The following is a 25,785-nucleotide window of genomic DNA, read 5'->3' on the forward strand; positions in this document are numbered from 1 at the left end:
TATGCAAACCACCTATATAGAAACCCAAAAATTATCGTTTGAAGATTTCAAAAAGTCCGTTTTAGAGGATTATAAGCTCGGCCGTATCTCTAGAGAAATGTCCCTACTAGGACGAAGAGAAGTTTTGACTGGCAAGGCGAAATTTGGAATCTTTGGAGACGGAAAGGAACTTCCTCAACTCGCGATGGCCAAAGTCTTTAGAGAGGGAGATTGGAGATCCGGATACTACCGTGACCAAACCTTTGCTATGGCCGTAGGCGGTCTTACGCCAGAGAGTTTCTATGCTCAACTTTATGCCGACACCAGTGTCGAGAGAGAACCTGCCTCTGCAGGACGCCAAATGAATGGACATTACGGAACTCGTACCTTAAATTCAGACGGAAGCTGGAAGAACTTAACAGAATTAAAAAACATATCGGCAGACATTTCCCCGACCGCAGGACAAATGCCAAGACTTCTAGGTCTTGCGCAGGCTTCGAAAGTCTACAAAAACTTATCTTTTGAAGGAAGTGAAACGTTCTCTAACAAAGGAAACGAAGTCGCTTTCGGAACCATTGGAGACGCCTCCACCGCAGAAGGGCATTTCTGGGAAACCCTGAATGCAGCTTGCGCCCTGCAGGTCCCTATGATTGTATCGATTTGGGATGACGGATATGGGATTTCGGTTCCCACGCACAACCAACGAGCGAAGGTAGATATCTCTGAGATGCTTTCTGGATTCCAAAGAAAGGAGGGAGAAGCTCAAGGATGCGAAATCATTCAAGTGAGAGCTTGGGATTATCCTTCCTTACTTGATGCTTATGGGAAAGCAGAGCATTATGCCCGTAATGAAAGTGTTCCCGTCGTGGTTCACGTGATTGAAGTCACGCAGCCTCAAGGGCACTCGACTTCAGGATCGCACGAACGGTACAAGGACGAGGATAGACTTTCTTGGGAAGGTGAATTTGACGGACTTGTCAAATTCAAAGAGTGGATCTTAGATTACACCGTAGATTTAAACGGGAAAGAAGAAGGACTAGCGACTGTAGAAGAGCTTAATGCTTTAGATGCAGAGGCAAAACAAATTACAAAGGCTGCCCAAAAAGGAGCTTGGGATAGTTACCAAGGAGCCATCCAGGAGATTAAATCCCAATTGCTTCCCCTAGTGGAAAGCCTTGTAGAGGAACAAAGCAAAATCAGCGAGGATCTCGCTCGATTTAAAGCGCTTGTTTCTGTAGGAAAAAAAGATATTTTCCACCTCGTTCGAAGAGCACTTCTTCTGTCTCGTGGTGTAAAGTCTGAAAAAAGAAAGGCCTTAAATGAAAAATTTGTAGAGCTTTTCGAAATAGAAAAGGATAACTATTCTTCTCATCTCTATTCCGAATCTCAGTGGAAATCCACTCTTGTGAAAGAGGTAAAACCCGTGTTTAGTGAAAATTCGAAAGAAGTAGACGGAAGAGTCGTGGTGAGAAACAATTTTGATAAATTGTTTGAAAAGTATCCCCATACCCTTGTCTTCGGAGAAGACGCCGGAAATATTGGAGATGTTAACCAAGGTCTAGAAGGGATGCAGGAGAAATACGGAGAACTTCGCGTAGCGGATACAGGAATCCGAGAAGCCACCATCTTAGGCCAAGGGATTGGACTCGCCATGAGAGGTCTTAGACCGATCGCAGAGATCCAGTACCTAGATTACATCCTTTACTGTCTTCAAGGAATGAGCGATGATTTAGCCACGGTACAATACAGAACCAAAGGAGGACAAAAAGCCCCACTGATTATAAGAACTCGTGGACACCGTTTGGAAGGGATTTGGCACTCCGGATCTCCAATGGCCGGAATCTTAAATCTTGTCAAAGGAATTCAAGTTCTCGTACCAAGAAACCTAACCATCGCAGCCGGTTTTTACAACACAATGCTTCAAAGCGATGAACCTGCCTTAATCGTAGAATGTCTGAACGGCTACCGACTCAAAGAGAAACAGCCTGACAACTTAGGCGAATTCACAATCCCTGTAGGGAAAATTGACATTACAAAAGAGGGCAGTGACGTGACCCTTGTGACCTATGGATCTACATGGAAAGTAGTTACCGAAGCGGCTGCAAGTTTAGAAGAACTTGGAATTAACGCGGAAGTAATCGATGTTCAGTCTCTTATTCCTTTTGACCTAGACCATGAGATTTTAGAGAGTCTTAAAAAGACTTCTCGTTTGGTTATTATCGATGAAGACGTGGAAGGAGGTGCCTCTGCCTTTTTGCTTCAACAAATCATGGAGAAACAAAAGGGATTCCGTTATCTGGATAGCGATCCATTAACCATTACAGCGAACAACCATAGACCTGCCTATGCAAGCGACGGAGATTATTTCTCTAAACCTTCCGTAGACGATATCGTGGAGAAAATCTATACTTTGTTTCATGAGGCCAATCCTAGTAAATTCACCGCCTTGTAAAAAAAGTTACTACATAAAAAAAGCGAGCCAGAACGGTTCGCTTTTTTTATTCTAAAACAGAAGCCAGCGCTTCGCATTTTCTCTTTTTAAAAGACCGTACGATTCAAGATCCTCGAGGAAAGTCATTTCCGAATGAGGGCGAAGAGAGATCGACTCGAAGATTTTTTTGCGGTGGGCATAGCCCTCCATAAACTCTTGGTTGGTTTCAAACTCTTGACGATCGGACTTTCTCATCCACGTGATGAATTTTGTGGGAGTGGATTTCCAAACACTCTTTCCACGATGTAAAAGTGTGTACTTCATTGCGATACGTTCTTAATGAAACAAAATTAGTAATTATTTTTTTCTAGGCTGTGAACGTAAGATTAATTCTGGAAAATCTTCTTTCAAGTCCGATAGACAAAGTAAAAAAGTGAATTTCCTCAATCGAGCGAACTCAAATAAACGGCGTGTCCATTAAAATAAGACCCTTAGAAAGAGCTACTAAAACATTCAAAGTTGATTTAAAAGGAATGCGCATTCAATTCACAAGAATTTTCCTTATTTTTGTGATTAAATAATTTCAATATGAACTACGATATCATTGTTGTGGGAAGTGGTCCTGGAGGCTACGTGACTGCGATCAGAGCCGCTCAATTAGGATTTAAAACCGCTATTGTTGAAAAAGAAAACCTGGGTGGAATTTGCCTCAACTGGGGATGTATCCCAACCAAGGCCTTATTAAAGTCAGCCCATGTCTTTAATTATTTGAATCACGCCGAAGACTACGGATTAAATAAAGTGGAAAATCCAGGGTTTGATTTTTCAAAAGTAATCGATAGAAGTAGAGGTGTGGCTTCCAAAATGAGTGGAGGAATCCAGTTTCTAATGAAAAAGAATAAAATTGAAGTTTTAAAGGGGACGGCTAAAGTGCTTCCTGGAAAAAAGATTCAATTAACAAAAGAAGACGGATCGACTGCAGAATATAGTGCAGACCATATTATCATCGCCACAGGAGCTCGTTCAAGAGTCCTACCTAGCCTTCCACAAGATGGAAAGAAAGTAATTGGATACCGTGAGGCGCTTTCTATGGCGAAGCAACCTAAATCTATGATTGTGGTAGGATCTGGCGCTATTGGCGTCGAGTTCTCCGACTTCTATAACACCATGGGTACGGAAGTAACCATTGTAGAATACATGCCCAATGTAGTCCCTGTTGAAGACGAGGAAGTTTCAAAACAATTAGAAAAATCTCTGAAGAAAGCAGGAATTAAGATTATGACCAGCGCCTCTGTTGAGTCTGTGGACACTTCGGGAGAAGGCGTTAAAGCAAAAGTAAAAACCAAAGACGGGGAAATCACCCTAGAAGCAGAAGTTTTACTCTCTGCGGTAGGGATTTCAGCGAACATTGAAAATATCGGGCTTGAAGAAACCGGAATTCAAACCGAAAAAGGACATGTCTTAGTAAACGAATGGTACGAAACTTCTGTGCCGGGTTACTACGCCATTGGAGACATTATCCCAACCCAAGCTTTAGCTCACGTGGCTTCTGCAGAGGGAATCACTTGCGTCGAAAAAATCAAAGGTTTAGACATCGAACGCATTGATTACGGAAACATTCCAGGCTGTACCTATACGCACCCAGAAGTAGCTTCTGTCGGACTAACGGAGAAGAAGGCCAAAGAACAAGGCTTTGATATCAAAGTAGGGAAATTCCCATTGTCTGCTTCCGGAAAAGCAACCGCGAATGGAAACACAGACGGATTCATCAAAGTAATTTTTGATGCCAAATACGGTGAGTGGTTGGGTTGCCATATGGTAGGTGAGGGCGTCACCGATTTAATCGCTGAGGCGGTTGTGGCAAGAAAACTAGAAACCACAGGTCACGAGATTATTAAATCCGTGCATCCCCATCCTACGATCTCAGAAGCGGTCATGGAAGCGGTCGCAGCAGCCTACGGCGAAGTAATTCACATCTAGAACTAGAAAACCTTTTATTAACATAGCTCCAGATTTCTCTGGAGCTTTTTTACTAAACAGAGTATGGATTCTTATCTATTAGAAAACATTAAGGCCATCGAAAAGCGAATGCTTACCGCCTGCCAGGAGTTTAATCGCGATCCCAAAGAAGTAAAACTTTTACTCGCGACCAAAACAGTAGAGCCTGAAAAGATTCTCTTAGCATTTAGCTCAGGCCATACGCTCATCGCAGAAAACCGAATTCAGGAACTCAAGGAAAAATTCAGTCCTCTGGAGTCCCTCAGGCATACCAATCATTTCATTGGCCATCTGCAAACCAATAAAATTAAAGAACTGTTGCGCTACGAGGTAAAATGTTTGCATTCCCTTGACCGCCGGGACTTAGCTCAAAAGCTACAAGAAAGACTTGAGAGGGAGAACAAAACCATAGAGGTTTTGCTACAAGTCAATACCTCAGTGGAAGCCAGTAAATTCGGAGTGGATCCCAAGGAAGCTATTTCGTTTTGCAGGTACGTATCCTCTCTTCCCAATTTAAAGATAAAAGGACTTATGACCATTGGGCTGTTTAGTGACGATATGGACAAGGTAGAAGCCTGCTTTAAACGTTTGGCCTTGATTCGAAATCAAATTTCAGAGGCGAAAATTCCAACGGTGGAAATGAAAGAGCTTTCCATGGGAATGAGTGGAGATCTTGAGCTTGCGATTAAACACGGCGCTACGATTATTCGAGTGGGTACAGCCATTTTCGGCAAGCGAGAAACCCCCGATTCCTATTATTGGAACGAAGAAAAGGATCTGTAATCTTATTGGAAGTCTTTTTATTTATGGAAAATTTCCTTTTCAAATATTTTCTCTACTTTTAAGAAAAAATTACGCACGTGTATAATCTAGGTCTGGCTCTTTGCGGTGGCGGTACAAAAGGACTTGCTCACGCCGGGGTCATCAAGTTCTTAAACGAACAAGACATTCATCCGGATGTTCTTGCAGGCACTAGCGCAGGTGCGATTGTAGCCAGCTTTTACGCCGTAGGAAAATCTCCGCAAGAAATTGTGGATTTCTTTAAATCCGTTTACTTTTTTAAGTGGAATCATTTCTCTCTACTAAAAGGGGGAGGATTCATCCATTCGGATATGTTCAAGAAATACCTAAATCCCGTTTTTGAGGACCGAGTGATGGACGACTTAGATAAGAAGGTCTTTATCACGGCCACCAATATACTTAGCGGAAGACTTGAGGTCTTTGCGGGGGATGTGAAAGTAACGGATGCGATTATTGCGTCTTGCGCCGTTCCCATGATTGCCACTCCCTACAAAATCGGAGAGGGACTCTATAACGATGGAGCGATCTTAAACAATTTCCCTTCCGATGTCCTTAAGTACAGCGCAAAGAAAATTATTGGAGTTTATTTCTCACCAAAGAAAGAAGCAAAAAAAGAAGATCTAAAATCAGTCATGGCGGTCACTTCACGCGCTTATGACTTAATGACCTCTCAAGTCGAAATTGGGAAAAGTGGAATGTGCGATTGGTTTATTAATCCCGCAGAACTCGTGAACTTTCATATGTTTGAAGGAAAGAAAACCCGAATGGACCAAATGTTTCAAATTGGCTACGAGGCTGCTAAAGATAGTTACTTCGAAGGCATTATCTAGTGGGCGACTCGCTCAGCGCATTTTTTGCAATAATTTGCATCGTCATCTATGTCCTCATTTCCACACCGAGGACAAACCTTTTCCAAGTTTTGTCTCTTGTTTCTCATTTCTGCAGTCACAATTCCCGTTGGAACCGCGATAATAGAATAACCTGCTAGCATCAAAATGGTGGCAAAGAATTTGCCAATGCCAGTTTGCGGCGCCACATCTCCATACCCCACAGTAGTTACCGTCACTACTGCCCAGTAAATACATTGGGGGATGCTTTCAAATCCCTCACGATGTCCTTCCACCATATACATTAAGGAGCCTACAATGACCGAAAAGATCATTAAAAAAAGCAGGAAAATATAAATCTTTCTCGAACTGTTTCTAAGAGCACGTATGATAAACATACCGTCATTCATGAAATCTAGCAGGTTCAAAATTCTAAAAATCCTTAGCATGCGAAGCATGCGGATGATTAAGAAATACTTCGTAATTGGAAAGAATAGACTCAAGTAAAAGGGAACAATGGCAAGAAGGTCAATGAGACCAAAGAAGCTAAAAATATAGGTCTTCTTATTTCGAATGGTGATAATTCTTAGGATATATTCAATCGTGAACACGAGGGAAATAATAACTTCGAGCACTATAAAATAGACATGGTACTCCAAATCAATGTTGGGCACACTTTCCATCATGACAATAAGAGCACTAAGGCCGATAAGAATCAGAAGACAAATGTCAAATAACTTCCCCATGGGCGTGTCGGCCCTATAGATAATGCGGTATACCTGACGCTTCCATTTTTTCCTCTCGGGAATGTAATTGAACTCTTGTTCGAACTCTGGTGGCTTTGAATCCATATTCTAATTTGAAAATTATCACTAATTTCGCTACAAACTTAATGAAAAAATGCAGTTACACGAAGTAATTTCTAAATTGGAAACTAGAATCCACCCTCGAAGTGCCGAGGATTTTGATAATGTGGGACTTTTATGCGGGAACCTTTCTCGTGAGATCACAGGGATCCTGGTTTGCCACGATGCCTTAGAATCCGTGGTCGGGGAAGCGATTGAAGAGAATAAAAATTTAATCGTGTGCTTTCATCCCATTGTATTTTCCGGACTTAAAAAGATCACAGGGAAGGATTATGTAGAGCGTTCGCTTCTAAAAGCGATTGAAAATAAAATTGCAATCTATGCCATTCACACTTCCTTTGACAACGATTATTTTGGCGTGAACTATGGCATCTGCCAGGCTTTAGGTTTGCACGATCAAAAGATCCTAATGCCCAAAGAAGGACAGCTAAGTCAATTGCAACTCTATGTACCTCGGGATTACACACAGGAGGTAAAAGAAGCCCTCTTTAAGGCAGGTGCGGGCGATATTGGATTTTATGACGAGTGTAGTTTTGTTATGCAAGGAGAGGGCACGTTCCGTCCGAAAGAGGGTTCCAGTCCCTTTTCTGGGCATTTAAACGAGCGTAGCCATGCGAAGGAGGATCTTATAAGCTTGATTTTCGAATCGTACAAATCTTCACAGATTATAAATGCCTTTAAAAAGGTACATCCTTACGAAGAAGTCGCCTATCAAATCCACAGACTAGAAAACAAAAATACTTACTCAGGACTTGGCCGCTTCGGCGAACTTCCTGCCGCTCTAAGTTTCGAGGCTTTTTTGGAGCTTGTAAAAAGTGTATTCAATTTGGAAGTGATCCGCCATTCAAACGATACAGGCAAACCCATTAGGCGAGTCGGAGTCCTTGGTGGGAGCGGGGCCAGCGGAATTCAAGCTGCAAAAAGCGCAAACTGTGATGCTTATTTGACTGGCGATCTAAAATACCACGATTTCTTTCTGTCTGAAAATCAAATACTGCTTTGTGATATTGGGCACTTCGAATCGGAACAGTTTGTTACTCAACAATTATTTGACATATTGTCGGAAAAATTTCCTAAATTTGCAATCTCTAAAACAAAGGAGAAAACTAATCCTGTTAATTATTTTTTATAAAAATATGGCTAAGAAAACAAGCGAAATTTCAGTGGAGGAAAAACTAAGAGCGCTATACGATCTTCAAATAATCGATTCTCGATTGGATGAAATCCGTAACACGAGAGGTGAACTTCCGATTGAAGTAGAAGATTTAGAAATTGAAATCGAAGGCCTTGAAAAACGAGCGTTGAAATTTGAAGAGGAAATCGCGGAGCAAAACGCAGAGATTAACACCAAGAACGAAGTGATTAGTCACGCCAACACTTTGATCGAAAAGTACAAAGCTCAGCAGGACAACGTACGTAACAACAAAGAGTTCGAAGCCCTTGCAAAAGAAATCGAATTCCAAGAATTGGAAATTCAATTGGCAGAAAAGCGCGTAAAAGAATTCGGATTTAAAATTGAAGGCAAGAACGAAACCCTTGAAGAATTGAAACAAAAGATTCAAGAGTATCAACAGCATTTAAAATTCAAGAAAGAAGAATTAGAAGGACTTATCGCAGAAACACAAAAAGAAGAAGATTACCTGAATTCTAAAAGCGAAGAGTTTGCTACGAAAATCGACCAAAGATTATTAAAGTCTTACAAAAGAATTCGTGACAACTCACGTAACGGCCTTGCCGTGGTGGGTCTGGAAAGAGGAGCTCCAAAAGGATCTTTCTTCATGGTTCCACCGCAAAAGCAGATGGAAATTGCCCAAAGAAAGAAAATCATCATCGACGAACACAGTGGGAAAATCCTAGTAGACGACGATTTAGTGATGGAAGAAATTGAAAAAATGAAAGACGTTATAAAGTTTTAAATTTTTAAAATTAGATATTTAAAAACCCTTGGAAGTATTTCCAAGGGTTTTTTCATGTCCATTCTTAGGAATTTATATGAGCAGAATCTAAAGCTACGGCATAGAGCATATAGAAGATCGTCTAAAGGCCCTTTCTATCAGATTAATCTCTTTATTCGCTACTGTTTTACTAAAATCATTTTTTTTGATGGGATTAAAGGAACAAAGGAAGAATAATGGGGACATTTGTTCTCAATATCTACAAGTATATCAATATCTCTAACAAAATACAAGGTCATCTGATTTGGATTTGCGGGGGAAACTTCAATAAAATATGGATTGTGCTTTGCGTGCTAAAGCGAAAGCACAAAACAGGAATAGGGCGAACTTTTTCATTTATTTAAAATTCAAATTTGGATACACTTTATAGAAGTGATATTATTTTTGAACTTTCACATCAATATTGATTGCGGGACTTAAAAGCGGAACCTTTTTCCATTCACCAAGGTACTTCCGGTAAATGGTTTTATTTCCTATCAACGCGCCGCTCATATAAAAGCGACCATCGAAATCACTTAGCAGCTGAATTCCAACATAAAAATCATCGTTGACCCAAATGTTATTCTTAGAGACATCAAAACTATATGTGCCGTCCAGTATTTTTTCTGACGTGATTTCATCGTGTAAGTCTTCAGAAAGAATTGACTTTAGATTTTTGTCATAAAGAGAAAATCGAATAAAAACAGGTCGGTCGGTTTTAAAATCTGAAATATTAATATTGATTTTTTCGATTTTCGTTTTTTTATTGGTTCGAAAGAGCATGGCTACTTCCTTCGACTGCTCCTCATTACTTCTAGAAGGAGTATGTCCAATCAATAACCTTTTGGTTTTCGTCGAAATCCCCCAATTTTTTCTACTATATTTTCCAGGATCAATAATAACTTCCTCAATCATTTTTACTTTTTCAATGAGGGTGATCGTGTGTTGTTTTTGCTTTAAAAACTGTTCGATTGAAGTAGAATAGGGTTCAAAACCACCTACTTCTATCTTCAATTGTGTTTGTGGATCAAGGTTTTTCAATTGGATTTGAAACTGTCCTTTCTCATCAGCGATTGTTCCCGCGCTTTGATTCTCAATGCCAATTTTGGCATAGGAAATAGGCTGCATATCTTCTTTCGATACAATGGTTCCAGAAACGACTTGAGATTTCGTAAGACATCCCACAAAAAGAATAAAAAGAAAGGATAACTTTTTCATAAATTAATTTTTTTCAATATTTAGAATTCACGCCTAACATTCTCCTAAAAAATTGTTAAACTTGATAGAATTTATCGCATTGTATGACAGGAATTGGAATTGGAAGAAATTCACATAGGACTTATTCAAGAATGCAAAAGAGAGCCGCCAATCTTCTGATAAAAATCGCTCTCTAGAATTTGTAGAGAGCGAAAAAAATAAAAAATAAATTAAAATTTAAAAAACAAAAGCTCTATTTTCCTAGGCGCGTGAATACATACGATTGTATAGATCCAAATAATGCTCTTTTACGGCTTTTCTTTTTAATTTAAGGGTAGGAGTTAACTGTCCGCCTTCGATGGACCATACTTCAGGCGTGAGCTCAAAACGTTTAATTTGCTCCCAATGTCCTAAGTTCTTGTTTATCTCTTCAATTTCTTTACTAATTCTTTCTTTTAATTGTTCGTTTGAAGCGATTTCGCTTTGGGTACTTCCCAGGGAATACCCTTTGCGCTCGGCCCAAGCCTTCGCGAAATTGAAATCCGGCTGAATTAGGGCACAGGGCATTTTTTCTCCTTCACCTACAATCATAATTTGCTCAATGAATTTAGAAGCTTTGGCAATGTTTTCTATTACTTGAGGGGCAACGTATTTCCCACCCGAGGTTTTAAACATTTCCTTCTTTCTATCTGTAATCTGCAAATAGCCTTCGCTGTCCACATGACCGATATCTCCGGTCATAAAGTATCCGTCCGGAGTAAAGACCTCGCGGGTTAATTCCTCGTTCTTAAAATAGCCTTTAAAGACGCTAGGTCCTTTCACCGTGATTTCTCCGTCCGATTGAATCTTCACGTCCAAGTTTTCTAAAGGATGCCCCACGGTTCCGACTTTAATTTGTCCCACGGAATTCACAGAGATTACAGGGGATGTTTCCGTAAGTCCATAGCCTTCCAAAATTGTAATACCCGCATTTTGGAACAAAAGGTTTAAACGGCTCGAGAGAGCAGCTGATCCTGAAACTAAACAAATGATGTTTCCTCCAAGTCCGGCTCTCCACTTAGAGAACACCAATTTGTCTGCTAGTTTTTGTTTTAAGCCGGAAGGAGCAGAAATGCTCTGTTTTGCTTCGTTTACGCTAAGAGCCCAAAGGAATATTTTTGATTTAAGACCTCCCGCGCTTGTGCCTTTGTCGTAGATTTTATCGTATACCTTTTCTAAGAGTCGGGGAACGACACTCATGTAGTGAGGTTCGACTTCCTTAATATTGTCACCCATCTTTTCAATGCTTTCCGCAAAATAGATCGAGTGGCCATTGTATTGGAACAAATAAAAGAGCATGCGCTCAAAAATATGACAAATTGGAAGGAAACTAAGTACTTTGGTATCCTTATGGGACAATCCTTTTCTGCGTGGAATACGACTGTTAGAAGCAAGCACATTGGAAACAATGTTATGATGCGTAAGCATCACCCCTTTAGGTTTCCCTGTCGTACCTGATGTATAAATAACGGTCGCTAAATCTTCAGGATTAATCGTTTTTGCGATGTCTTCTACTTCTCCTTGATTGCTAGAATCGATGCCCATGTCAAGGACTTCTTGCCAATTGGCCACCCCTGGAATCGTATCAAAACTAAATACGCCCTGCAAAGAAGGAACTTCTCCTTTAATAGAGTTCACTTTTTCATAGAGAGCCTCATCAGACAAAAAGCAATATTTAATTTCTGCATTGTTAAATATGTAGTTGTAGTCCTCTGCGCTAATCGAAGGGTAGACGGGAACCGACACGGCTCCAATTTGAGAAATCCCTAAGTCCATAACCGCCCATTCCGTTCGTGTGGCGGTGGTAATTAAAGCAATCTTGTCGCCAGGTTTAATGCCTAACTTCAAAAGACCTCGAGAAATCGTATTTCCTTCGTTAATGTACTCTTGTGAGGAAATCGGTTTCCATTTGCCCTCGTACTTCGTGGCAAACATGGTCTCGTTCGGATATTTTGCCAAGGCGTGATGGGCAATATCAAATAAGCGTCTAATGGACATATAAGTAGTATTTTTTTTATTTGTAGTAATTCTGTCAATTCCTATGGAAGGCTCTTGTAAATGTATCATTTTTTTGTCAAACTCCAAAAAAAGTTTATTTTTTAGGTTCCTCGTAAAATTGTATTTTTACCCTTTAATAAAAAAACGTCATATGAACTTTAATTTATCAGAAGAACACCTGATGATTCAACAAGCCGCAAGAGATTTTGCTAAGAGTGAATTGTTGCCTGGGGTCATTGAAAGAGACCGTGATCAAAAATTTCCACATGAGCAAGTCAAAAAGATGGGCGAAATGGGACTCCTTGGAATGATGGTAGATCCTAAATATGGTGGGGCAGGCATGGACAGCCTCTCGTACGTCATCGCAATGGAAGAAATAGCAAAAGTAGACGCTTCTGCAGCCGTTGTGATGTCCGTAAACAACTCTCTTGTTTGCGCCGGAATTGAAAAATTCGCAAGCGAGGAGCAAAAAATGAAATACTTAGTGCCCCTTGCAAGTGGACAAGTCATTGGAGCGTTTGCTCTTTCTGAACCGGAAGCCGGTTCCGATGCAACGTCTCAAAAAACAACCGCAATTGATAAGGGAGACCATTATCTATTAAACGGAGTGAAAAACTGGATCACCAATGGAGGGACGGCAGACTATTACGTCGTAATCGCACAGACCGATGCAGAAAAAAAACACAAAGGAATCAATGCCTTCATCGTCGAGAAAGGATGGGAAGGATTTGAAATTGGGCCGAAAGAAGACAAATTAGGAATTCGCGGAAGCGATACGCATTCTCTTTTGTTCACGGATGTGAAAGTTCCGAAAGAGAACCGCATTGGAGAGGATGGTTTTGGATTCAAATTTGCGATGGCCGTACTAAACGGAGGGCGCATTGGAATTGCATCTCAAGCCCTTGGAATTGCAGCCGGAGCTTATGAGCTCGCTTTAGGGTATGCGAAGCAAAGAAAAGCCTTTGGAACCGAGATTATTAATCACCAAGCCATCGCTTTTAAACTTGCAGACATGGCGACTCAAATTACAGCTGCCAGAATGCTATGTTTCAAAGCTGCGTTTGAAAAAGACGAAGGCAAAGATATTTCGGAAAGTGGAGCTATGGCAAAACTTTACTCCTCTCAAGTGGCAATGGACACCACCATTGAAGCCGTGCAAATTCACGGGGGTTACGGGTACGTAAGAGAATACCACGTGGAGCGAATGATGAGAGATGCGAAAATTACGCAGATTTACGAAGGAACCTCCGAGATCCAAAAAATTGTGATCTCCCGTTCGATATCAAAATAAAAATTCACACAAAGCGCTTTTGAAGCCTAGAGCTTCTAAAGCGCTTTTTAATTTTTTCCTTATGAAATATACATGGATCGCCCTTTCAGTTGTGATACTTCTCTTAGGTATCTTTGGTTGGTACAAATACTATTTTGTCTTTGGTGAAGGCGTAAAATCAGGGTACCTGAATTTTGCCGTTCACAAAGGATACGTGTTTAAAACCTACGAAGGCAAGATTATTCAAGAAGGTTTTGGCAAAGGCAAAACCGGAAATCTTACTTCTTATGAGTTTGAATTCTCCATTGAGAATCCTGCTGTATTCAAGGTTTTAGAAGAAAACAGTGGAAAGCACTTTGATCTGCATTACAAAGAGTACAAAGGAGCCCTTCCTTGGAGAGGCAACACAAAGTACATTGTAGATAGAGTCGTGAATATGAAATAGCCATCTGAAAGATTAGAATGAAAAAGTATATTATCAAACGAGAACGAGTGTTCCATTTACTGTCTCTGATGGCTGTAGCAGCCTCTATATTCACAAGTGATTTTCTAACCAAAATGGGACTTGTGATTCTGGGTGTTTTTGGACTCTTTATCGTGGCCCTTGCCAAAGGAAATAAAAGCACTATTATTATCTACGCTGCGCTACTTTTAGTCGCGCTAGGGGTTGGACTTTACCTCGGCACCGAGCGTGGATTAATACCCGGCAAGCTTTAAGTATTACTTGAGGTAATTCCTACTAAAAACCCACTTTCAAGAATTTGAAAGTGGGTTTTTTATTGAGTTAGAGTTAGGACTTAGGCTTATACTTTGCATAAGGATCCTCAGGATCGGTATCGGGCTCCTGCGTAGGTTTCGGCATTTGATCCGGTGCCGATTTGGTTTTAGGAGCATAAGGAGAATTGTAATAGGATTCTCCAGACTTCGTCTCCACTTTTGTCTCTGCTTCTCCCTTGGTTTGCTCATTCACTTTTACACTAGTTTCGAAAGAAGAATTTCTTTTCGTTTCCACTGGCGAAACCTGTTTTTGTTCTTTTCTTTTTTTCGCTCGGTTCCAGAAATAAATTCCTATAATCAGAAGAAGAAGGAAAGGCCAAAAGGGAAGCAAAAAGACAAGAGCCTGTTTCCCATACTCAAGTCCTTGCATAAAGGCACTTTTAGACTGCTCCTTGTAGGGGCTGATTTCTTTTGCATCGTTTGAATTAGGAGTAAGGGGCTCGTTCCCTGCGAAGGCAGCGGACTGCTCTAAGGTTAGTTCAAGCGTTGAAAGCTCATCCGTAGAACCATTAAAACTCCAAGTCTCCATGGACTTGGTTCTTAAGGTTCCTAGTTTGGAGCCAAAATAGTCAAGGGCTCTTTCAAAGTGGCGAGTTGGGATTAAAAGGGTTAGCTCTCTAGTGGCTTTGCCCTGTACTTCTCCAAAACTTTCTGATTTCACTTTTGCATCGTAGAGATGCATTCCATTCTCAAGCACACTATTAGCCCGATCGAGGTCCTCTACACTCACTTTCATTTTCGCTTTTGAACCTCGAGTTTCTAGAGAAGTATGAGTCTCAGAACGAGTGGCATTACTTGGCGATAGAGTGGTGGAATCTAAGTCTGTTGATGTCCCCTTCGAGCTTGATTCCACGGGAGCTTCTTTTGGTTTTGATTTCGTTTGCTTGGAGAGTTTACTTAAGGTTTTAGAAACGGTGCCTAAAATATCAATTGCACTCGAGTTCTCATTAATCTCAAGTCTTGCAGAATCGACGGTTTTTAAAAGATCCGTACTTTTTTCAATCGTTCCTGCCGTTTCTTTTAAAACGGTATTGAGCGAGTCAATCGTCCTTGCATTTCCCTTGATTAACCGCTCGGCTGTTTTTTTATGCTTCTCAATTTGCGGCACAATCACCCGATGAAAATCGGCGGAATCTTCCACCATAATGGAAATGGAATCCATCGTTTTCAGCCCTTCTTTGGCGGATTTCAATAGCTCATTTGCCTGCTGGATGGTATCTTTTGTTTCTTTAAACTCGGATTTTGAGCACGAACTTAAAAAGGCGAGTAGAAGTATATAGAAGAATGAATATTTCATTGATTATTTTTAATGCAGAAGCTACTGCAATTTGCATTCCCAAATTTAAATTCGCTCGCAAAACTTAAAGAAAAGCGCTTGTTTCCATGCAGCGTAGGGAAATGAAAAGAAACAAAAAGGCGCCGACTTATTTCAGGAAGTAGGCGCCCCTAGTAAAGGAAAAAACTTCCTTAGTTTTTGTATTCACTAATGAAATGAAGTTTTACATTTGGAAATTTCTCCTGAGTCATTTGAATGGTAAAGGAGGAATCGGCAAGGAAAACAAGCTGATCGAATTTATCGCGTGCTAAATAGCGCTGCTTTAATCTGGCGAACTCAATAAATTCAGCGGACTTCTCGTCGGCTTCCACCCAACAGGCTTTGTGAATCGAAATCGGCTCATACGTACATTTGGCTCCGTATTCGTGTTCTAGTCTATATTGAATCACTTCGTATTGAAGAGCTCCTACGGTTCCAATAATCTTACGTCCGTTCATTTCGAGAGTGAAGAGCTGCGCTACCCCTTCGTCCATCAATTGATCGATTCCTTTCGCAAGTTGTTTTGCCTTGAGTGGATCGGTATTGTTGATATAACGGAAATGTTCTGGAGAGAAGGAAGGAATCCCTTTAAAGGAAAGTTTTTCTCCTGCCGTTAGCGTATCTCCAATTCGGAAATTTCCCGTATCGTGCAGTCCTACAATGTCTCCTGGGAAGCTTTCGTCCACAATTTCTTTTTTGTCTGCAAAAAAGGCATTTGGCGCAGAAAATTTCATTTTCTTCCCCTCTCTTACCAGTAGGTAATTTTCATTCCTTTTAAAGGTTCCCGAGACAATCTTAACAAACGCAAGACGGTCCCGGTGCTTAGGATCCATATTGGCGTGAATCTTAAAGACAAATCCGGTAAAATTCTTTTCTTCGGGCCTTACGAGTCTAAGATCCGATTCTTTTGGTTGTGGCATGGGGGCAATCTGAATGAAAGCATCCAAAAGCTCACGAACCCCAAAGTTATTTAAAGCAGATCCGAAAAATACAGGCTGTTGTTCTCCGTCCATGTACTTTTGACGATCAAACTCCGGATAAACACTTTCAATGAGTTCCAATTCTTCCCGAAGGGTTTCTGCGGCTTTCGCTCCCACCATTTCCTCTACGATCGGATCGGATAAATCCTCAATTTTAAGCGATTGACCTACTTTTTGTTTTCGTTCCTCCACAAAAAGTTCGATGTTCTTTTCCCAAAGATTGTAAATCCCTTGGAATTCAGAACCCATCCCAATAGGAAGGGAAAGCGGGACCACTTGTAGACCGAGCTTTTGCTCCACTTCGTCAAGAAGATCGAAGGCGTCTTTTCCTTCTCGGTCTAATTTATTGATGAAAACAATCATAGGAATGTTTCGCATCCGGCAGACTTGCACCAGTTTCTCCGTCTGTTCCTCAACCCCTTTCGCCACGTCAATCACTACAATTACAGAATCCACGGCCGTTAGGGTCCGAAAGGTATCTTCCGCGAAATCTTTGTGACCCGGCGTATCCAAGATATTAATCTTATGTCCTTTGTATTCAAAAGCAAGCACTGAGGTGGCCACAGAGATTCCTCTTTGACGCTCGATTTCCATGAAATCGGAAGTGGCTCCCTTTTTCACTTTGTTGGACTTTACAGCCCCTGCCTCCTGGATGGCTCCCCCAAAAAGTAGGAGTTTTTCTGTAAGGGTGGTTTTCCCGGCATCCGGGTGGGCAATAATGCCAAAGGTTTTTCGTTTTTGTATTTCTGTGGTTAAACTGGCCATATAGATATTTGTAGCTGCAAAATTCGTGTTTTTTTGTTAGAATTAAAAACGTTCGAAGCTCTAAGTTTCTTTATCTTTGTCCTAAAGACGAAAAGACAATGGAAAACTCAGCCCAAACTAGGCCCAATTACGTTTTTACATGGAAAGGAGCGCTTGTTCTTTTCTTTGGAGGATTTGTCCCTTTGCTGGGCTTCTCTGTCCTAAATGTACTCTCCATGATAGCCTTTGGAAAAAACTTTCAGTACGAGAATTGGTACTTAATCCTATCCAATGCGCTCATGTGGGTGGGAGCGATTTACGCCTTTGATTATTTTATTTGTCGACCTAGCACAGGAAAAAAGCTTTCCTTTAATTTTTCAACCAAGAACGTCTCTACGTATCTGCTTATTTTCCCTCTCATGCTCGGCATGATGTTTATTGCGGAGTACTTTACAGAACTTATTCCCACGACAGGACCCGTTTTCGGGGAACTCTATGAGTGGTTTTCGCAGCTGATGCAGATGCTCTCTGAGGATCCTCTCACCATGATCGTAATGGCAGTTGTCATGGCGCCCATTTTTGAAGAAATCGTGTTTCGAGGAATCATTCAAAAAGGACTGCAGAAGGGGGGACTTAGTCCCATCACGTCCATTTGGATCAGTGCAATCTTTTTTGGAATCATTCACGGAAACCCTTGGCAATTTGTAGGAGCGGTTCTTTTAGGCTATGTGTTAGGCCTTGTGTATTACCGAACGAAGTCTCTTCTCATGCCGATTCTTTTGCACGCCTTTAACAATGCACTTTCCAGTATCTTAATCATGTACAGTGGCACGGAGAGTTTCTCCCAATTCTTTGGAATTCCTTCCTATGCACTGCTAGGAATCGGGGTCGTTCTTTTTGCCTTCTTCTTTTACCTATTCACAGAAAAATACGAAATTCATCACGCTGATTAATTCTTACCTTTGCCTATATGAAATCCTTACTAGTCGCTACGCACAACGAACATAAAAAAGAAGAAATCCAACAAATGTTGGAAGGAAAATTCCAAGTGAAGAGTTTACGAGACGTAAACCTTTTAGAGGAAATCATAGAAGACGGAAGTACGTTTTTTGAAAATGCTCTTATCAAGGGGGAATACTGCTTTAAAGAGACGGGCATTCCGAGTTTAGGAGACGACTCAGGACTTGTCGTTGAAGCCCTAGACGGAAGACCCGGAATTTATTCCGCGCGCTATGCCTCCGACCATGATTTTCAACTCAACATTGAAAAAGTTCTCCAAGAACTAGAAGGAGTACAAGATCGCAGCGCCTATTTTGTGACCGTCATGTGCTACTTCACAAAAGACGGTCCCAAATACTACGAGGGCCGAGTATATGGAACGCTTTTAACGGAAAACAAAGGAAAACAAGGGTTTGGTTACGATCCTATTTTTGTTCCCTTAGGCTATGACAAGACCTTTGCCGAGATGGATCCTTTGGAAAAGAATGAAATTAGCCACCGAAGAGTGGCGCTTGAGAAGTTCTTAGAAGACCTTGAAAATCTCCCTTCTTAATAAAGGAATCTACCCTTTGGGGGTGAGATTCTTTAAGCTAGGGTCGTTGCAAGTAGAATAAGACTTATGACCATTAGGCCGTAGTACACGAACTTAAAGAAAAATCCGTCTTTTAGTTTTCGATTGATGTACCGACCTAAGAAAATAGCTGGAATACTTGAAATGAGGCAGTAGAGAAAATAGCTATTCACTTCGGGGGTTAGAAGGCCTTTGTAATAGAACCCTAAGACACTTAGAAGGCTCACCGGTAAGAAATAAGCCTGCAAGGTCGCACGAAAATGCGTGGGACTCCAACGCCTCAAATTTCCATAAATCACTAGGGGAGGTCCATTGAGTCCATACGCACCTCCTAAGACTCCTGATAAAAATCCACAGACAAACAATCCCCACTTCGATTCTTTCAGAAGCACTCGACTCGTTTTTGAAAAAAGGCAGTACAGAGAATAGAGTAGGATCAGAGCGGCAAGCACTATTTTAACGACCTTTTCGTCTGCATAAAGTAGAATGTAAATTCCTAGTGGCAGACCCAGTAGCGCATAAAGAATAAGCCATTTGGCACTCTCAAAGTGAATCTTTCTATGGTCTTGGATTACGATCACAAGAGCAATGACTACCGATAGCATCACGGTAAGCGGTACGGCGACTTCGGCAGGAAGGAAAAAAAGCAGCAGAGGGACCGCCACGAGCGCTTCCCCAAATCCAAAGGAGGACCGAACTAAGGAGGCAAGAAAACTAATGAGTAAAACAGCGATAAGAATCAAAGGTACTTTACTTTAATGATAGGGTGAGCGGCCAAATTTACAAAAATCCCTTTAGTCGAAGGGCTAAGGGAAAATTCTTTTCGAATGCGGCCCCATAGAGCCCTTCAAATTCACTTATTTTCTTTAACTTTGTTTTCACGGGCATCCTCCCGGTATTTATTAATTTCAACGATTGAGCAGCTACCTCACGATTCTAGGCTTTAACTCAGCCATTCCCACGATTAATTCCTCACCCACCGCCCAATTTTTGGAGATGGAGGAGAGGCATTTTCTCATTGACTGTGGTGAAGGCACTCAGGTGCAGCTTCGCAAAGCCAAAGCAAGATTTTCCAAAATCAACCATATCTTCATTTCTCATTTGCACGGCGATCACTGTTTTGGTCTTCCCGGACTCATCGCTTCCTTTCGACTGCTAGGCCGCGAGATTCCGCTGCATGTCTACGGACCGAAAGGAATCAAGGAAATGTTGGAAACGATTTTTAGATTAACAGAAACCCACAAGGGCTTCGAAGTGATTTACCATGAGTTAAGCTCTAACGAATCGGAATTAATTTATGAAGACGCAAGATTGGAAGTGTACACGATTCCACTCGATCACCGCATCTATTGCAATGGATACCTATTCAAAGAAAAACCGAAAGACCGGCATTTAAATATGGCAGAGATTGCCAAATATAAGGAAATCGAGAAATGCGATTACCATCTGTTAAAAGCAGGGAAAGATTTTGAACTGAGCGATGGGTATGTATTAAAAAATGAGATCCTTACGACGGCTCCTAGTGCGCCGGTTTCTTACGCTTTTTGTAGCGACACTCGCTATCTAGAATCCATAGTCCCACTCATTAAGGAAGTGGATGTATTGTACCATGAAGCCACGTTCCTAGACGATTTAAAAGAAATGGCTCAGTACACCGGACATACCACAGCGATAGAAGCGGCTAAGATTGCAAAAATGGCAGGCGTAGGCAAACTGATCTTAGGCCATTTCTCCAATCGATACCATGACCGCAGTGTGTTCACTCAGGAAGCAAGAGAGGTCTTTGCCGCGAGCTTTTTACCCACTCAACTAGAGAGAGTAAAGATAGGGTAGATTTTACTCTTACTAAATCTTTATTTCAAATGATCCATTTTGAAGAATTAAAATCCTTTTTAGACCAAAAGGCAGAGGAATTCCAAAACCCCAATTTCATCGAGCATGATCCGATGCAAATTCCCCATCGCTTTGAACTAAAACAGGACATAGAAATCGCCGGGTTTTTGACAGCCACCATCTCGTGGGGAAATCGAAAATCCATCATCAATTCCGCTACCCAAATGATGAACCACCTGGGAAACAACCCCTATGATTTTGTTCTCTCTTTTTCGGAGCGCGATCTGGACTTTTTAACGGATCGATCGGTTCATAGAACCTTTAATGGGGAGGATTTAAAGCAGTTTCTTTGGAACCTGAAACGTCTCTATAAAGAGAGGGACTCTTTAGAGTCTTATTTTCAATTGCAGGAGGGTGAAACGGATTTCTACCATGGAATCGAGCGGTTTCGAACTTCTTTTCTAGGCCCTACGAAGCACCGCAGTTCTAAACACGTGAGTTCGCCCTATAAAAACTCTGCAGCCAAACGAATCATGATGTATTTGCGCTGGATGGTACGATCCAGTACCCGAGGGGTGGATTTTGGCCTATGGGAATCCCTAGATCCCAAATACTTATCGGTTCCTCTCGACGTGCACACGGGAAATATCTCTAGAAAACTAGGTCTTGTCGAGCGAGTTCAAAACGATTGGAAAACCGTAAGAGAATTAGATCTTACAGTAAGAAAGATGGATCCTACCGATCCTGCCAAATATGATTTTGCGCTCTTTGGTCTGGGAGTGACCAAGGAACTTTAAGGACGAAGGAGTAGAAATTTTTCTAAATGTGTAGCATCATCCTTGCGATGGCAAAGTAAATAAGCACCCCTAGGATGTCATTTGACGTCGTAATGAAGGGTCCCGTTGCAATGGCAGGATCAATCTTATTTCGGTTCAAAACAATGGGCACCACGGTTCCAATGACCGCCGCCACCATAATCACAGCCAATAACGAAATCGAAATGGTCAGCGAAATGGTCAAATCGTGGTGATTGAAAAGAAGGTTGAAAGCAAAGATTAATAGAGCTAAGATAGCTCCCGAAGCTGCAGAAACGCTAACCTCTTTTAAAAGCGTACGGTAGGTATCCTTTCCTAAGGTATCGTTCGCAAGACCTTGTACTATAATCGCGGAGGCCTGCACTCCAATGTTTCCGGCCGTCGCCGCAATTAAAGGAACGAAGAACATAAGAACAGGTTCCGTCTGTAACGCAGACTGATTTCCTTGCAGAACTCGAGACCCGACAAGTCCACCCACCATTCCGATGACGAGCCAAGGAAGCCTCGCCCTGGTCATTTGGAAAAGACTATCGGTGTGGTCCACATCACTCGAGATCCCTGAAGCCAACTGGTAATCCTTTTCGTTTTCTTCTTTAATAAAGTCTAAAACGTCATCAATGGTAATGCGACCTACGAGTTTGTTCAGAGAGTCTACGACGGGGACTTCAAATAAATCGTATCGTTGCATGAAACGGGCCACTTCTTCTGCCTCGTCATTGTCCTTCACCCAGCGAATTTTACTGTTGTATACATCCACTACTTTTGAAGTAGAAGACGTCGTTAAGAGTCTTTTTAAACTTAGAGTACCCAGGAGTTTCTCGGATTCGTCGACCACGTAAATAGAGTAGACTTCATCCAAATCTTCCGCCTGCTTACGCATTTCTTTCACCGCCGCGATGACGGATAAGTTTTGGCTTACTTTTACAAGCTCCGTGGCCATTAACCCTCCGGCTGTATCTTCGTCGTAGCGAAGTAGATCCACAATGTTCTGAGCGTGTTCCTCATCGTCCAGATGGTTGATAATCTCGTCCTGCTGTTTCTCCGATAGCTCCGCGATTAAATCGGCTGCATCGTCCGAATGAATCTCCCCAATAATCTCATCCGCAATTTCTTTGGAGGAAAGTTGGGTTAAGAATTTCTTTCTTTGGTCCTCATCGATTTCAAGAAGCATTTCAGCAGACTGCTCGTTGCCCATCAAATCGTAAACGAACTTTTGCCCTTCCTGGTCTAAATGCTCAAAGAAATTCGCAATATCCACCGCTTCCATCTCTACAAGCAATGCAGAGACTTCACTTACATTTCGCTGAGAAATGCCTTCTTTTAAAAGCTCTTTCAGGTTAAGGATCGGTTCAGTCAAAATCAGGTCGTTTTTTAAGTTTTAAAGGAATTCGTTGCGCAAAAATAGGCATTATGGCCTAAAAACCCTTGGCTTTTGAAATTTAAATCAAAAAAGGGGAAATTCTTCTGCTCTTTACTTTGCATCTTTCCACAAATGAGTGAACCTAATAAAATCCTCGACACTGAGTTCCTCCGCGCGTTTGTCCATAAAGGCGTGTGATTTTAATTCTTCTGGGATTCCAAGGGCTTTTAGAGCATTGGAAAGTTTCTTTCTTCTTTGCCCAAAGCCGTTTTTCACGATTTGTTTAAAAAGGACTTCAATGCCCACAAGGTCTTCTCTTTCTTGGCGAACCAAGCGAATGACACCCGATTTCACTTTCGGGGGAGGATTGAATACATTTTCGTGGACCGTAAAAAGATACTCCACCTTATAGTAGGCCTGAATCAATACGGAAAGAATGCCGTAATCTTTGGTTCGGGGCACACCCGCACAACGCTCGGCCACTTCTTTTTGAAACATTCCGACCATCTCAGGCACCTGGTGTACGTAGTCTACAACCTTAAAAAGGATCTGCGAAGAAATATTATAAGGATAGTTGCCAATCACGGCAAAAGGTTTTCCTTCTGTAAAAGCGAAATCTGTTTTGAGAAAATCTCCCACAAAATTGCGCTCGTCAATTGCCTCGAAATTCTCCTTTAAATAGGCAATGGATTCCGAATCAATCTCGGCTAAGAACAATTTCTGCTCTTTCTCTAAGAGGCTCTGCGTGAGCACGCCTGTACCCGGACCAACCTCCAGCACCTGATCGTACCCTTCATAAGAAAGACTCTCGACAATTTTTCTGGCGATGTTTTGGTCCGTTAAGAAATGTTGACCCAGGTGTTTTTTCGCTTTGACACTCATAATTTGAGATTATTTTTATTAAGGTTGGTTTCTTGCGAGACAAAAGGTGCTTTAGGATTTTTTAACATCTTTTTTTATCCCGTAATCCGGCAAATTTCGGAAGTTTTTTTCTAATTTAGCCGAAAATTTTGTATTGATGGCTAAAACGGTTGATGATTTTAATAAACGAAGATTGCGTTCCAGTAATATTACCGTCGTAATTTCGATTGCGCTTGTGTTGTTCTTGCTTGGACTTATGGGGCTTATTTTAATCAATGCCCAAAAGTACTCCGATTATATTAAAGAGCAGCTTGTCGTGAATGCTTATTTTAATGAAAATTACGATGCGAAAGACTCTGTGAAGATTGCGAAACTAGAAGAAGAAGCTTTTAAAAAGATTCAAGTCTTAGTTCCCGTAAAACGCGCGACGTACATTTCTAGAGAAATGGCAAGTGACGAGGCAAAAAAAAGCATGGGCATCGACAGCGAAGCGTTGTTTGACACAAACATCTTTCCTTCTTCTGTGGAAGTGGCGTTAAAACCTGAGTACGTTGATCCTGCTAAAATTGACGATGCAATCAAGCAAATCTCAAGCGTCGCAGGAATTGTGGACGTAAAGAACAACAGTTCTTTAATGGTGGATGTCTACAACAATTTAAACCGAATTCTAAAATGGATTTTAGGATTTTCCCTCCTCTTTTTAGTCTTAGCCGTGGTTTTAATTAACAACTCCATTCGTCTAAAAATCTTCTCCAAACGTTTTATTATCAAGACGATGCAACTCGTGGGAGCCCGCAGACGTTTTATTTTAAAGCCTTTTGTTCTAGAAGCCATGCTTTTAGGTCTCATTGGTTCTGTCATTGGACTTCTCGCTTTGTTCGGTGTATGGTATTACTTTACGAGCCAAATCGGGCAGGCTTTCATGGAAAACGACCCTCAATACTATTGGCTTATTGCACTGGTACTCGCCATTGGAGTTTTAATAACCGTGGTAAGTACCATTTTTGCTACTTGGAGATTCCTACGTTCTAATATTGACGATTTATATTACAGTTAAGATGACAAACAAAAAGGAAAGTAAACTCGAAAGCACCTTTTATTTTGGAAAGGAAAATTTCAAATGGATGCTTGTGGGTTTAGGTCTGATTGCTTTAGGATACATCCTAATGCTGGGACCGGATGCGAATACAGTAGACGGGAAATTCGACCCCAATGTGTGGAACGATGGGATCTTCTCTATCGTAAGAATTCGAATTGCTCCTCTTCTCATTATTCTAGGCTTTTGTGTAGAAGTGTATGCCATTTTAAAACGAAGCAAGTAACTTTATAAAGTTCGCGACTTAAAGAAGTCGAACTAGCACTCTTATCTTACCCTTATGGATTTATTTAAAGCGATTCTTATTGCGATCATCGAAGGACTGACCGAATTTTTACCTGTCTCATCGACTGCGCACATGATTTTCACTAGTTCCCTTTTTGGAATTCAAGAAGACGAATTTGTCAAAATGTTTCAGGTTTCCATTCAGTTTGGAGCGATACTCGCGGTTGTATTTTTGTACTGGAAGAAATTTTTTAATTTCAAAAATTTGAATTTCTACCTAAAACTAGCCGTCGCAGTTCTGCCGGCCCTTATTCTAGGGAAATTATTTGATGATAAAATTGAGGCGGTATTAGGAGATCCTGTGCCCATCGCCATTATGTTAATTGTAGGCGGAGTGATTCTACTCTTTATCGATAAATTATTCACCTCACCTGTTATTGAGGATGAAAAGGACGTAAGTTTCAAATCAGCCTTTCTAATCGGAATCTGGCAGTGTTTGGCCATGATGCCTGGAACCTCACGAAGTGCAGCTTCCATTATCGGGGGGATGCAACAAAAGCTAACTCGAAAAGCGGCCGCTGAATTTTCTTTCTTTCTAGCGGTGCCCACCATGCTTGCTGTGACCGTTTATTCTTTGTTTTTAAAATCATGGAATCATCAAGGAGTTGAGCAAAAAGGATACGAAATGCTCATGACAGGAAACAACCTAATGCTCTTTCTTGTGGGCAATGCGATTGCCTTTATTGTGGCTGTAATCGCAATCAAGTTTTTTATTGGTGTTCTGACCAAATACGGATTTAAACCGTGGGGATGGTATCGTATCGTAGTGGGAATCGTACTACTTATTTACTTCACCCAATTTGCGTAAG

The 25,785-nt window shown here is 41.3% G+C and carries 25 protein-coding genes; 16 read left to right on the forward strand and 9 right to left on the reverse strand.

Annotation, left to right across the window (positions count from 1 at the left end; translation table 11 throughout):
- Position 1 precedes the first annotated feature (1 nt).
- Positions 2-2,431, forward strand: coding sequence for an alpha-ketoacid dehydrogenase subunit alpha/beta (locus ACX3PZ_RS08495; RefSeq protein WP_459112541.1), 2,430 nt, complete (start codon positions 2-4; stop codon positions 2,429-2,431).
- Between the two features lie 51 nt (positions 2,432-2,482).
- On the opposite strand, the gene ACX3PZ_RS08500 is transcribed toward ACX3PZ_RS08495, so the two are convergent.
- A complete protein-coding gene (locus ACX3PZ_RS08500; protein ID WP_459084849.1) occupies positions 2,483-2,734 on the reverse strand; it encodes a hypothetical protein in 252 nt (83 codons plus the stop codon).
- 264 nt (positions 2,735-2,998) lie between these two features.
- On the opposite strand from ACX3PZ_RS08500, the gene lpdA reads away from it, so the two are divergent.
- The 3 genes from lpdA (at position 2,999) to ACX3PZ_RS08515 (ending at position 6,039) form a co-directional block, all read left to right on the forward strand.
- Positions 2,999-4,390, forward strand: a complete 1,392-nt coding sequence (lpdA, locus tag ACX3PZ_RS08505) for a dihydrolipoyl dehydrogenase (protein ID WP_459084848.1) — start codon at positions 2,999-3,001, stop codon at positions 4,388-4,390.
- A 63-nt stretch (positions 4,391-4,453) separates the two neighbouring features.
- Positions 4,454-5,191, forward strand: coding sequence for a YggS family pyridoxal phosphate-dependent enzyme (locus tag ACX3PZ_RS08510; protein WP_459084847.1), 738 nt, complete (start codon positions 4,454-4,456; stop codon positions 5,189-5,191).
- 77 nt (positions 5,192-5,268) lie between these two features.
- Positions 5,269-6,039 carry a patatin-like phospholipase family protein gene (locus ACX3PZ_RS08515; protein ID WP_459084846.1) on the forward strand — a complete coding sequence of 257 codons (771 nt, stop codon included), beginning with the start codon at positions 5,269-5,271 and terminating at the stop codon, positions 6,037-6,039.
- On the opposite strand, the gene ACX3PZ_RS08520 is transcribed toward ACX3PZ_RS08515, so the two are convergent.
- The gene (locus ACX3PZ_RS08520; RefSeq protein ID WP_459084845.1) at positions 6,036-6,887 is read right to left on the reverse strand and encodes an ion transporter; all 852 of its coding nucleotides are present in this window, start codon (positions 6,885-6,887) and stop codon (positions 6,036-6,038) included. The genes ACX3PZ_RS08515 and ACX3PZ_RS08520 overlap by 4 nt on opposite strands.
- Positions 6,888-6,936: 49 nt before the next feature.
- Here ACX3PZ_RS08520 and ACX3PZ_RS08525 point away from each other — a divergent pair, with 49 nt between their 5' ends.
- Both ACX3PZ_RS08525 and ACX3PZ_RS08530 read left to right on the forward strand, forming a co-directional pair.
- Complete coding sequence (locus tag ACX3PZ_RS08525) at positions 6,937-8,034, forward strand: Nif3-like dinuclear metal center hexameric protein (protein ID WP_459112542.1); 1,098 nt, start codon at positions 6,937-6,939, stop codon at positions 8,032-8,034.
- 4 nt (positions 8,035-8,038) lie between these two features.
- Entirely contained in the window at positions 8,039-8,818 is a 780-nt protein-coding gene (locus ACX3PZ_RS08530; RefSeq protein WP_459084843.1) for a zinc ribbon domain-containing protein, read from the forward strand.
- Positions 8,819-9,235: 417 nt separating this feature from the next.
- On the opposite strand, the gene ACX3PZ_RS08535 is transcribed toward ACX3PZ_RS08530, so the two are convergent.
- Together ACX3PZ_RS08535 and ACX3PZ_RS08540 are read right to left on the reverse strand one after the other, a co-directional pair.
- Positions 9,236-10,054: a carboxypeptidase-like regulatory domain-containing protein gene (locus ACX3PZ_RS08535; protein WP_459112543.1), complete on the reverse strand. Its 819-nt coding sequence runs from the start codon at positions 10,052-10,054 to the stop codon at positions 9,236-9,238.
- A 240-nt stretch (positions 10,055-10,294) separates the two neighbouring features.
- Positions 10,295-12,070 (reverse strand): AMP-dependent synthetase/ligase, encoded by a 1,776-nt coding sequence (locus ACX3PZ_RS08540; RefSeq protein WP_459112544.1) that lies wholly within the window; start codon positions 12,068-12,070, stop codon positions 10,295-10,297.
- Positions 12,071-12,221: 151 nt separating this feature from the next.
- On the opposite strand from ACX3PZ_RS08540, the gene ACX3PZ_RS08545 reads away from it, so the two are divergent.
- The 3 genes from ACX3PZ_RS08545 to ACX3PZ_RS08555 all read left to right on the forward strand — a co-directional run bounded on the left by ACX3PZ_RS08545 (position 12,222) and on the right by ACX3PZ_RS08555 (position 14,057).
- Positions 12,222-13,361, forward strand: a complete 1,140-nt coding sequence (locus tag ACX3PZ_RS08545) for an acyl-CoA dehydrogenase (protein ID WP_459112545.1) — start codon at positions 12,222-12,224, stop codon at positions 13,359-13,361.
- 61 nt (positions 13,362-13,422) lie between these two features.
- Positions 13,423-13,785 (forward strand): hypothetical protein, encoded by a 363-nt coding sequence (locus ACX3PZ_RS08550; protein WP_459112546.1) that lies wholly within the window; start codon positions 13,423-13,425, stop codon positions 13,783-13,785.
- A 17-nt stretch (positions 13,786-13,802) separates the two neighbouring features.
- The gene (locus ACX3PZ_RS08555) at positions 13,803-14,057 is read left to right on the forward strand and encodes a hypothetical protein (protein WP_459084837.1); all 255 of its coding nucleotides are present in this window, start codon (positions 13,803-13,805) and stop codon (positions 14,055-14,057) included.
- 73 nt (positions 14,058-14,130) lie between these two features.
- Here the strand turns inward: ACX3PZ_RS08555 and ACX3PZ_RS08560 are convergent, their stop codons facing one another.
- Positions 14,131-15,414, reverse strand: a complete 1,284-nt coding sequence (locus ACX3PZ_RS08560) for a hypothetical protein (protein WP_459112547.1) — start codon at positions 15,412-15,414, stop codon at positions 14,131-14,133.
- Between the two features lie 170 nt (positions 15,415-15,584).
- On the reverse strand, positions 15,585-17,177 hold the full coding sequence (locus ACX3PZ_RS08565; protein ID WP_459112548.1) for a peptide chain release factor 3: 1,593 nt from the start codon (positions 17,175-17,177) through the stop codon (positions 15,585-15,587).
- Between the two features lie 98 nt (positions 17,178-17,275).
- Between ACX3PZ_RS08565 and ACX3PZ_RS08570 the strand changes: the two genes are divergently transcribed.
- The gene (locus tag ACX3PZ_RS08570) at positions 17,276-18,109 is read left to right on the forward strand and encodes a CPBP family intramembrane glutamic endopeptidase (RefSeq protein ID WP_459112549.1); all 834 of its coding nucleotides are present in this window, start codon (positions 17,276-17,278) and stop codon (positions 18,107-18,109) included.
- 17 nt (positions 18,110-18,126) lie between these two features.
- Positions 18,127-18,708, forward strand: coding sequence for an RdgB/HAM1 family non-canonical purine NTP pyrophosphatase (gene rdgB / locus ACX3PZ_RS08575; protein WP_459112550.1), 582 nt, complete (start codon positions 18,127-18,129; stop codon positions 18,706-18,708).
- Positions 18,709-18,740: 32 nt separating this feature from the next.
- Here the strand turns inward: rdgB and ACX3PZ_RS08580 are convergent, their stop codons facing one another.
- On the reverse strand, positions 18,741-19,469 hold the full coding sequence (locus tag ACX3PZ_RS08580; protein ID WP_459112551.1) for a sulfite exporter TauE/SafE family protein: 729 nt from the start codon (positions 19,467-19,469) through the stop codon (positions 18,741-18,743).
- A gap of 172 nt (positions 19,470-19,641) precedes the next feature.
- On the opposite strand from ACX3PZ_RS08580, the gene ACX3PZ_RS08585 reads away from it, so the two are divergent.
- Together ACX3PZ_RS08585 and ACX3PZ_RS08590 are read left to right on the forward strand one after the other, a co-directional pair.
- Complete coding sequence (locus ACX3PZ_RS08585; RefSeq protein WP_459112552.1) at positions 19,642-20,559, forward strand: ribonuclease Z; 918 nt, start codon at positions 19,642-19,644, stop codon at positions 20,557-20,559.
- 29 nt (positions 20,560-20,588) lie between these two features.
- Positions 20,589-21,356: a TIGR02757 family protein gene (locus ACX3PZ_RS08590; protein WP_459112553.1), complete on the forward strand. Its 768-nt coding sequence runs from the start codon at positions 20,589-20,591 to the stop codon at positions 21,354-21,356.
- A gap of 22 nt (positions 21,357-21,378) precedes the next feature.
- Here the strand turns inward: ACX3PZ_RS08590 and mgtE are convergent, their stop codons facing one another.
- Together mgtE and rsmA are read right to left on the reverse strand one after the other, a co-directional pair.
- On the reverse strand, positions 21,379-22,731 hold the full coding sequence (gene mgtE / locus ACX3PZ_RS08595; protein WP_459084829.1) for a magnesium transporter: 1,353 nt from the start codon (positions 22,729-22,731) through the stop codon (positions 21,379-21,381).
- 114 nt (positions 22,732-22,845) lie between these two features.
- Positions 22,846-23,616 (reverse strand): 16S rRNA (adenine(1518)-N(6)/adenine(1519)-N(6))-dimethyltransferase RsmA, encoded by a 771-nt coding sequence (rsmA, locus tag ACX3PZ_RS08600; RefSeq protein ID WP_459112554.1) that lies wholly within the window; start codon positions 23,614-23,616, stop codon positions 22,846-22,848.
- A 136-nt stretch (positions 23,617-23,752) separates the two neighbouring features.
- Between rsmA and ACX3PZ_RS08605 the strand changes: the two genes are divergently transcribed.
- Genes ACX3PZ_RS08605 through ACX3PZ_RS08615 form a run of 3 tightly spaced genes read left to right on the forward strand, consistent with a single transcriptional unit; the run spans position 23,753 to position 25,784 of the window.
- The gene (locus tag ACX3PZ_RS08605; RefSeq protein WP_459084827.1) at positions 23,753-24,652 is read left to right on the forward strand and encodes a cell division protein FtsX; all 900 of its coding nucleotides are present in this window, start codon (positions 23,753-23,755) and stop codon (positions 24,650-24,652) included.
- A gap of 1 nt (position 24,653) precedes the next feature.
- A complete protein-coding gene (locus tag ACX3PZ_RS08610; RefSeq protein ID WP_459112555.1) occupies positions 24,654-24,917 on the forward strand; it encodes a DUF3098 domain-containing protein in 264 nt (87 codons plus the stop codon).
- A gap of 54 nt (positions 24,918-24,971) precedes the next feature.
- Positions 24,972-25,784, forward strand: a complete 813-nt coding sequence (locus tag ACX3PZ_RS08615; RefSeq protein WP_459084825.1) for an undecaprenyl-diphosphate phosphatase — start codon at positions 24,972-24,974, stop codon at positions 25,782-25,784.
- Position 25,785: the final 1 nt, after the last annotated feature.

Source organism: Chryseobacterium sp. A321, assembly GCF_054489265.1.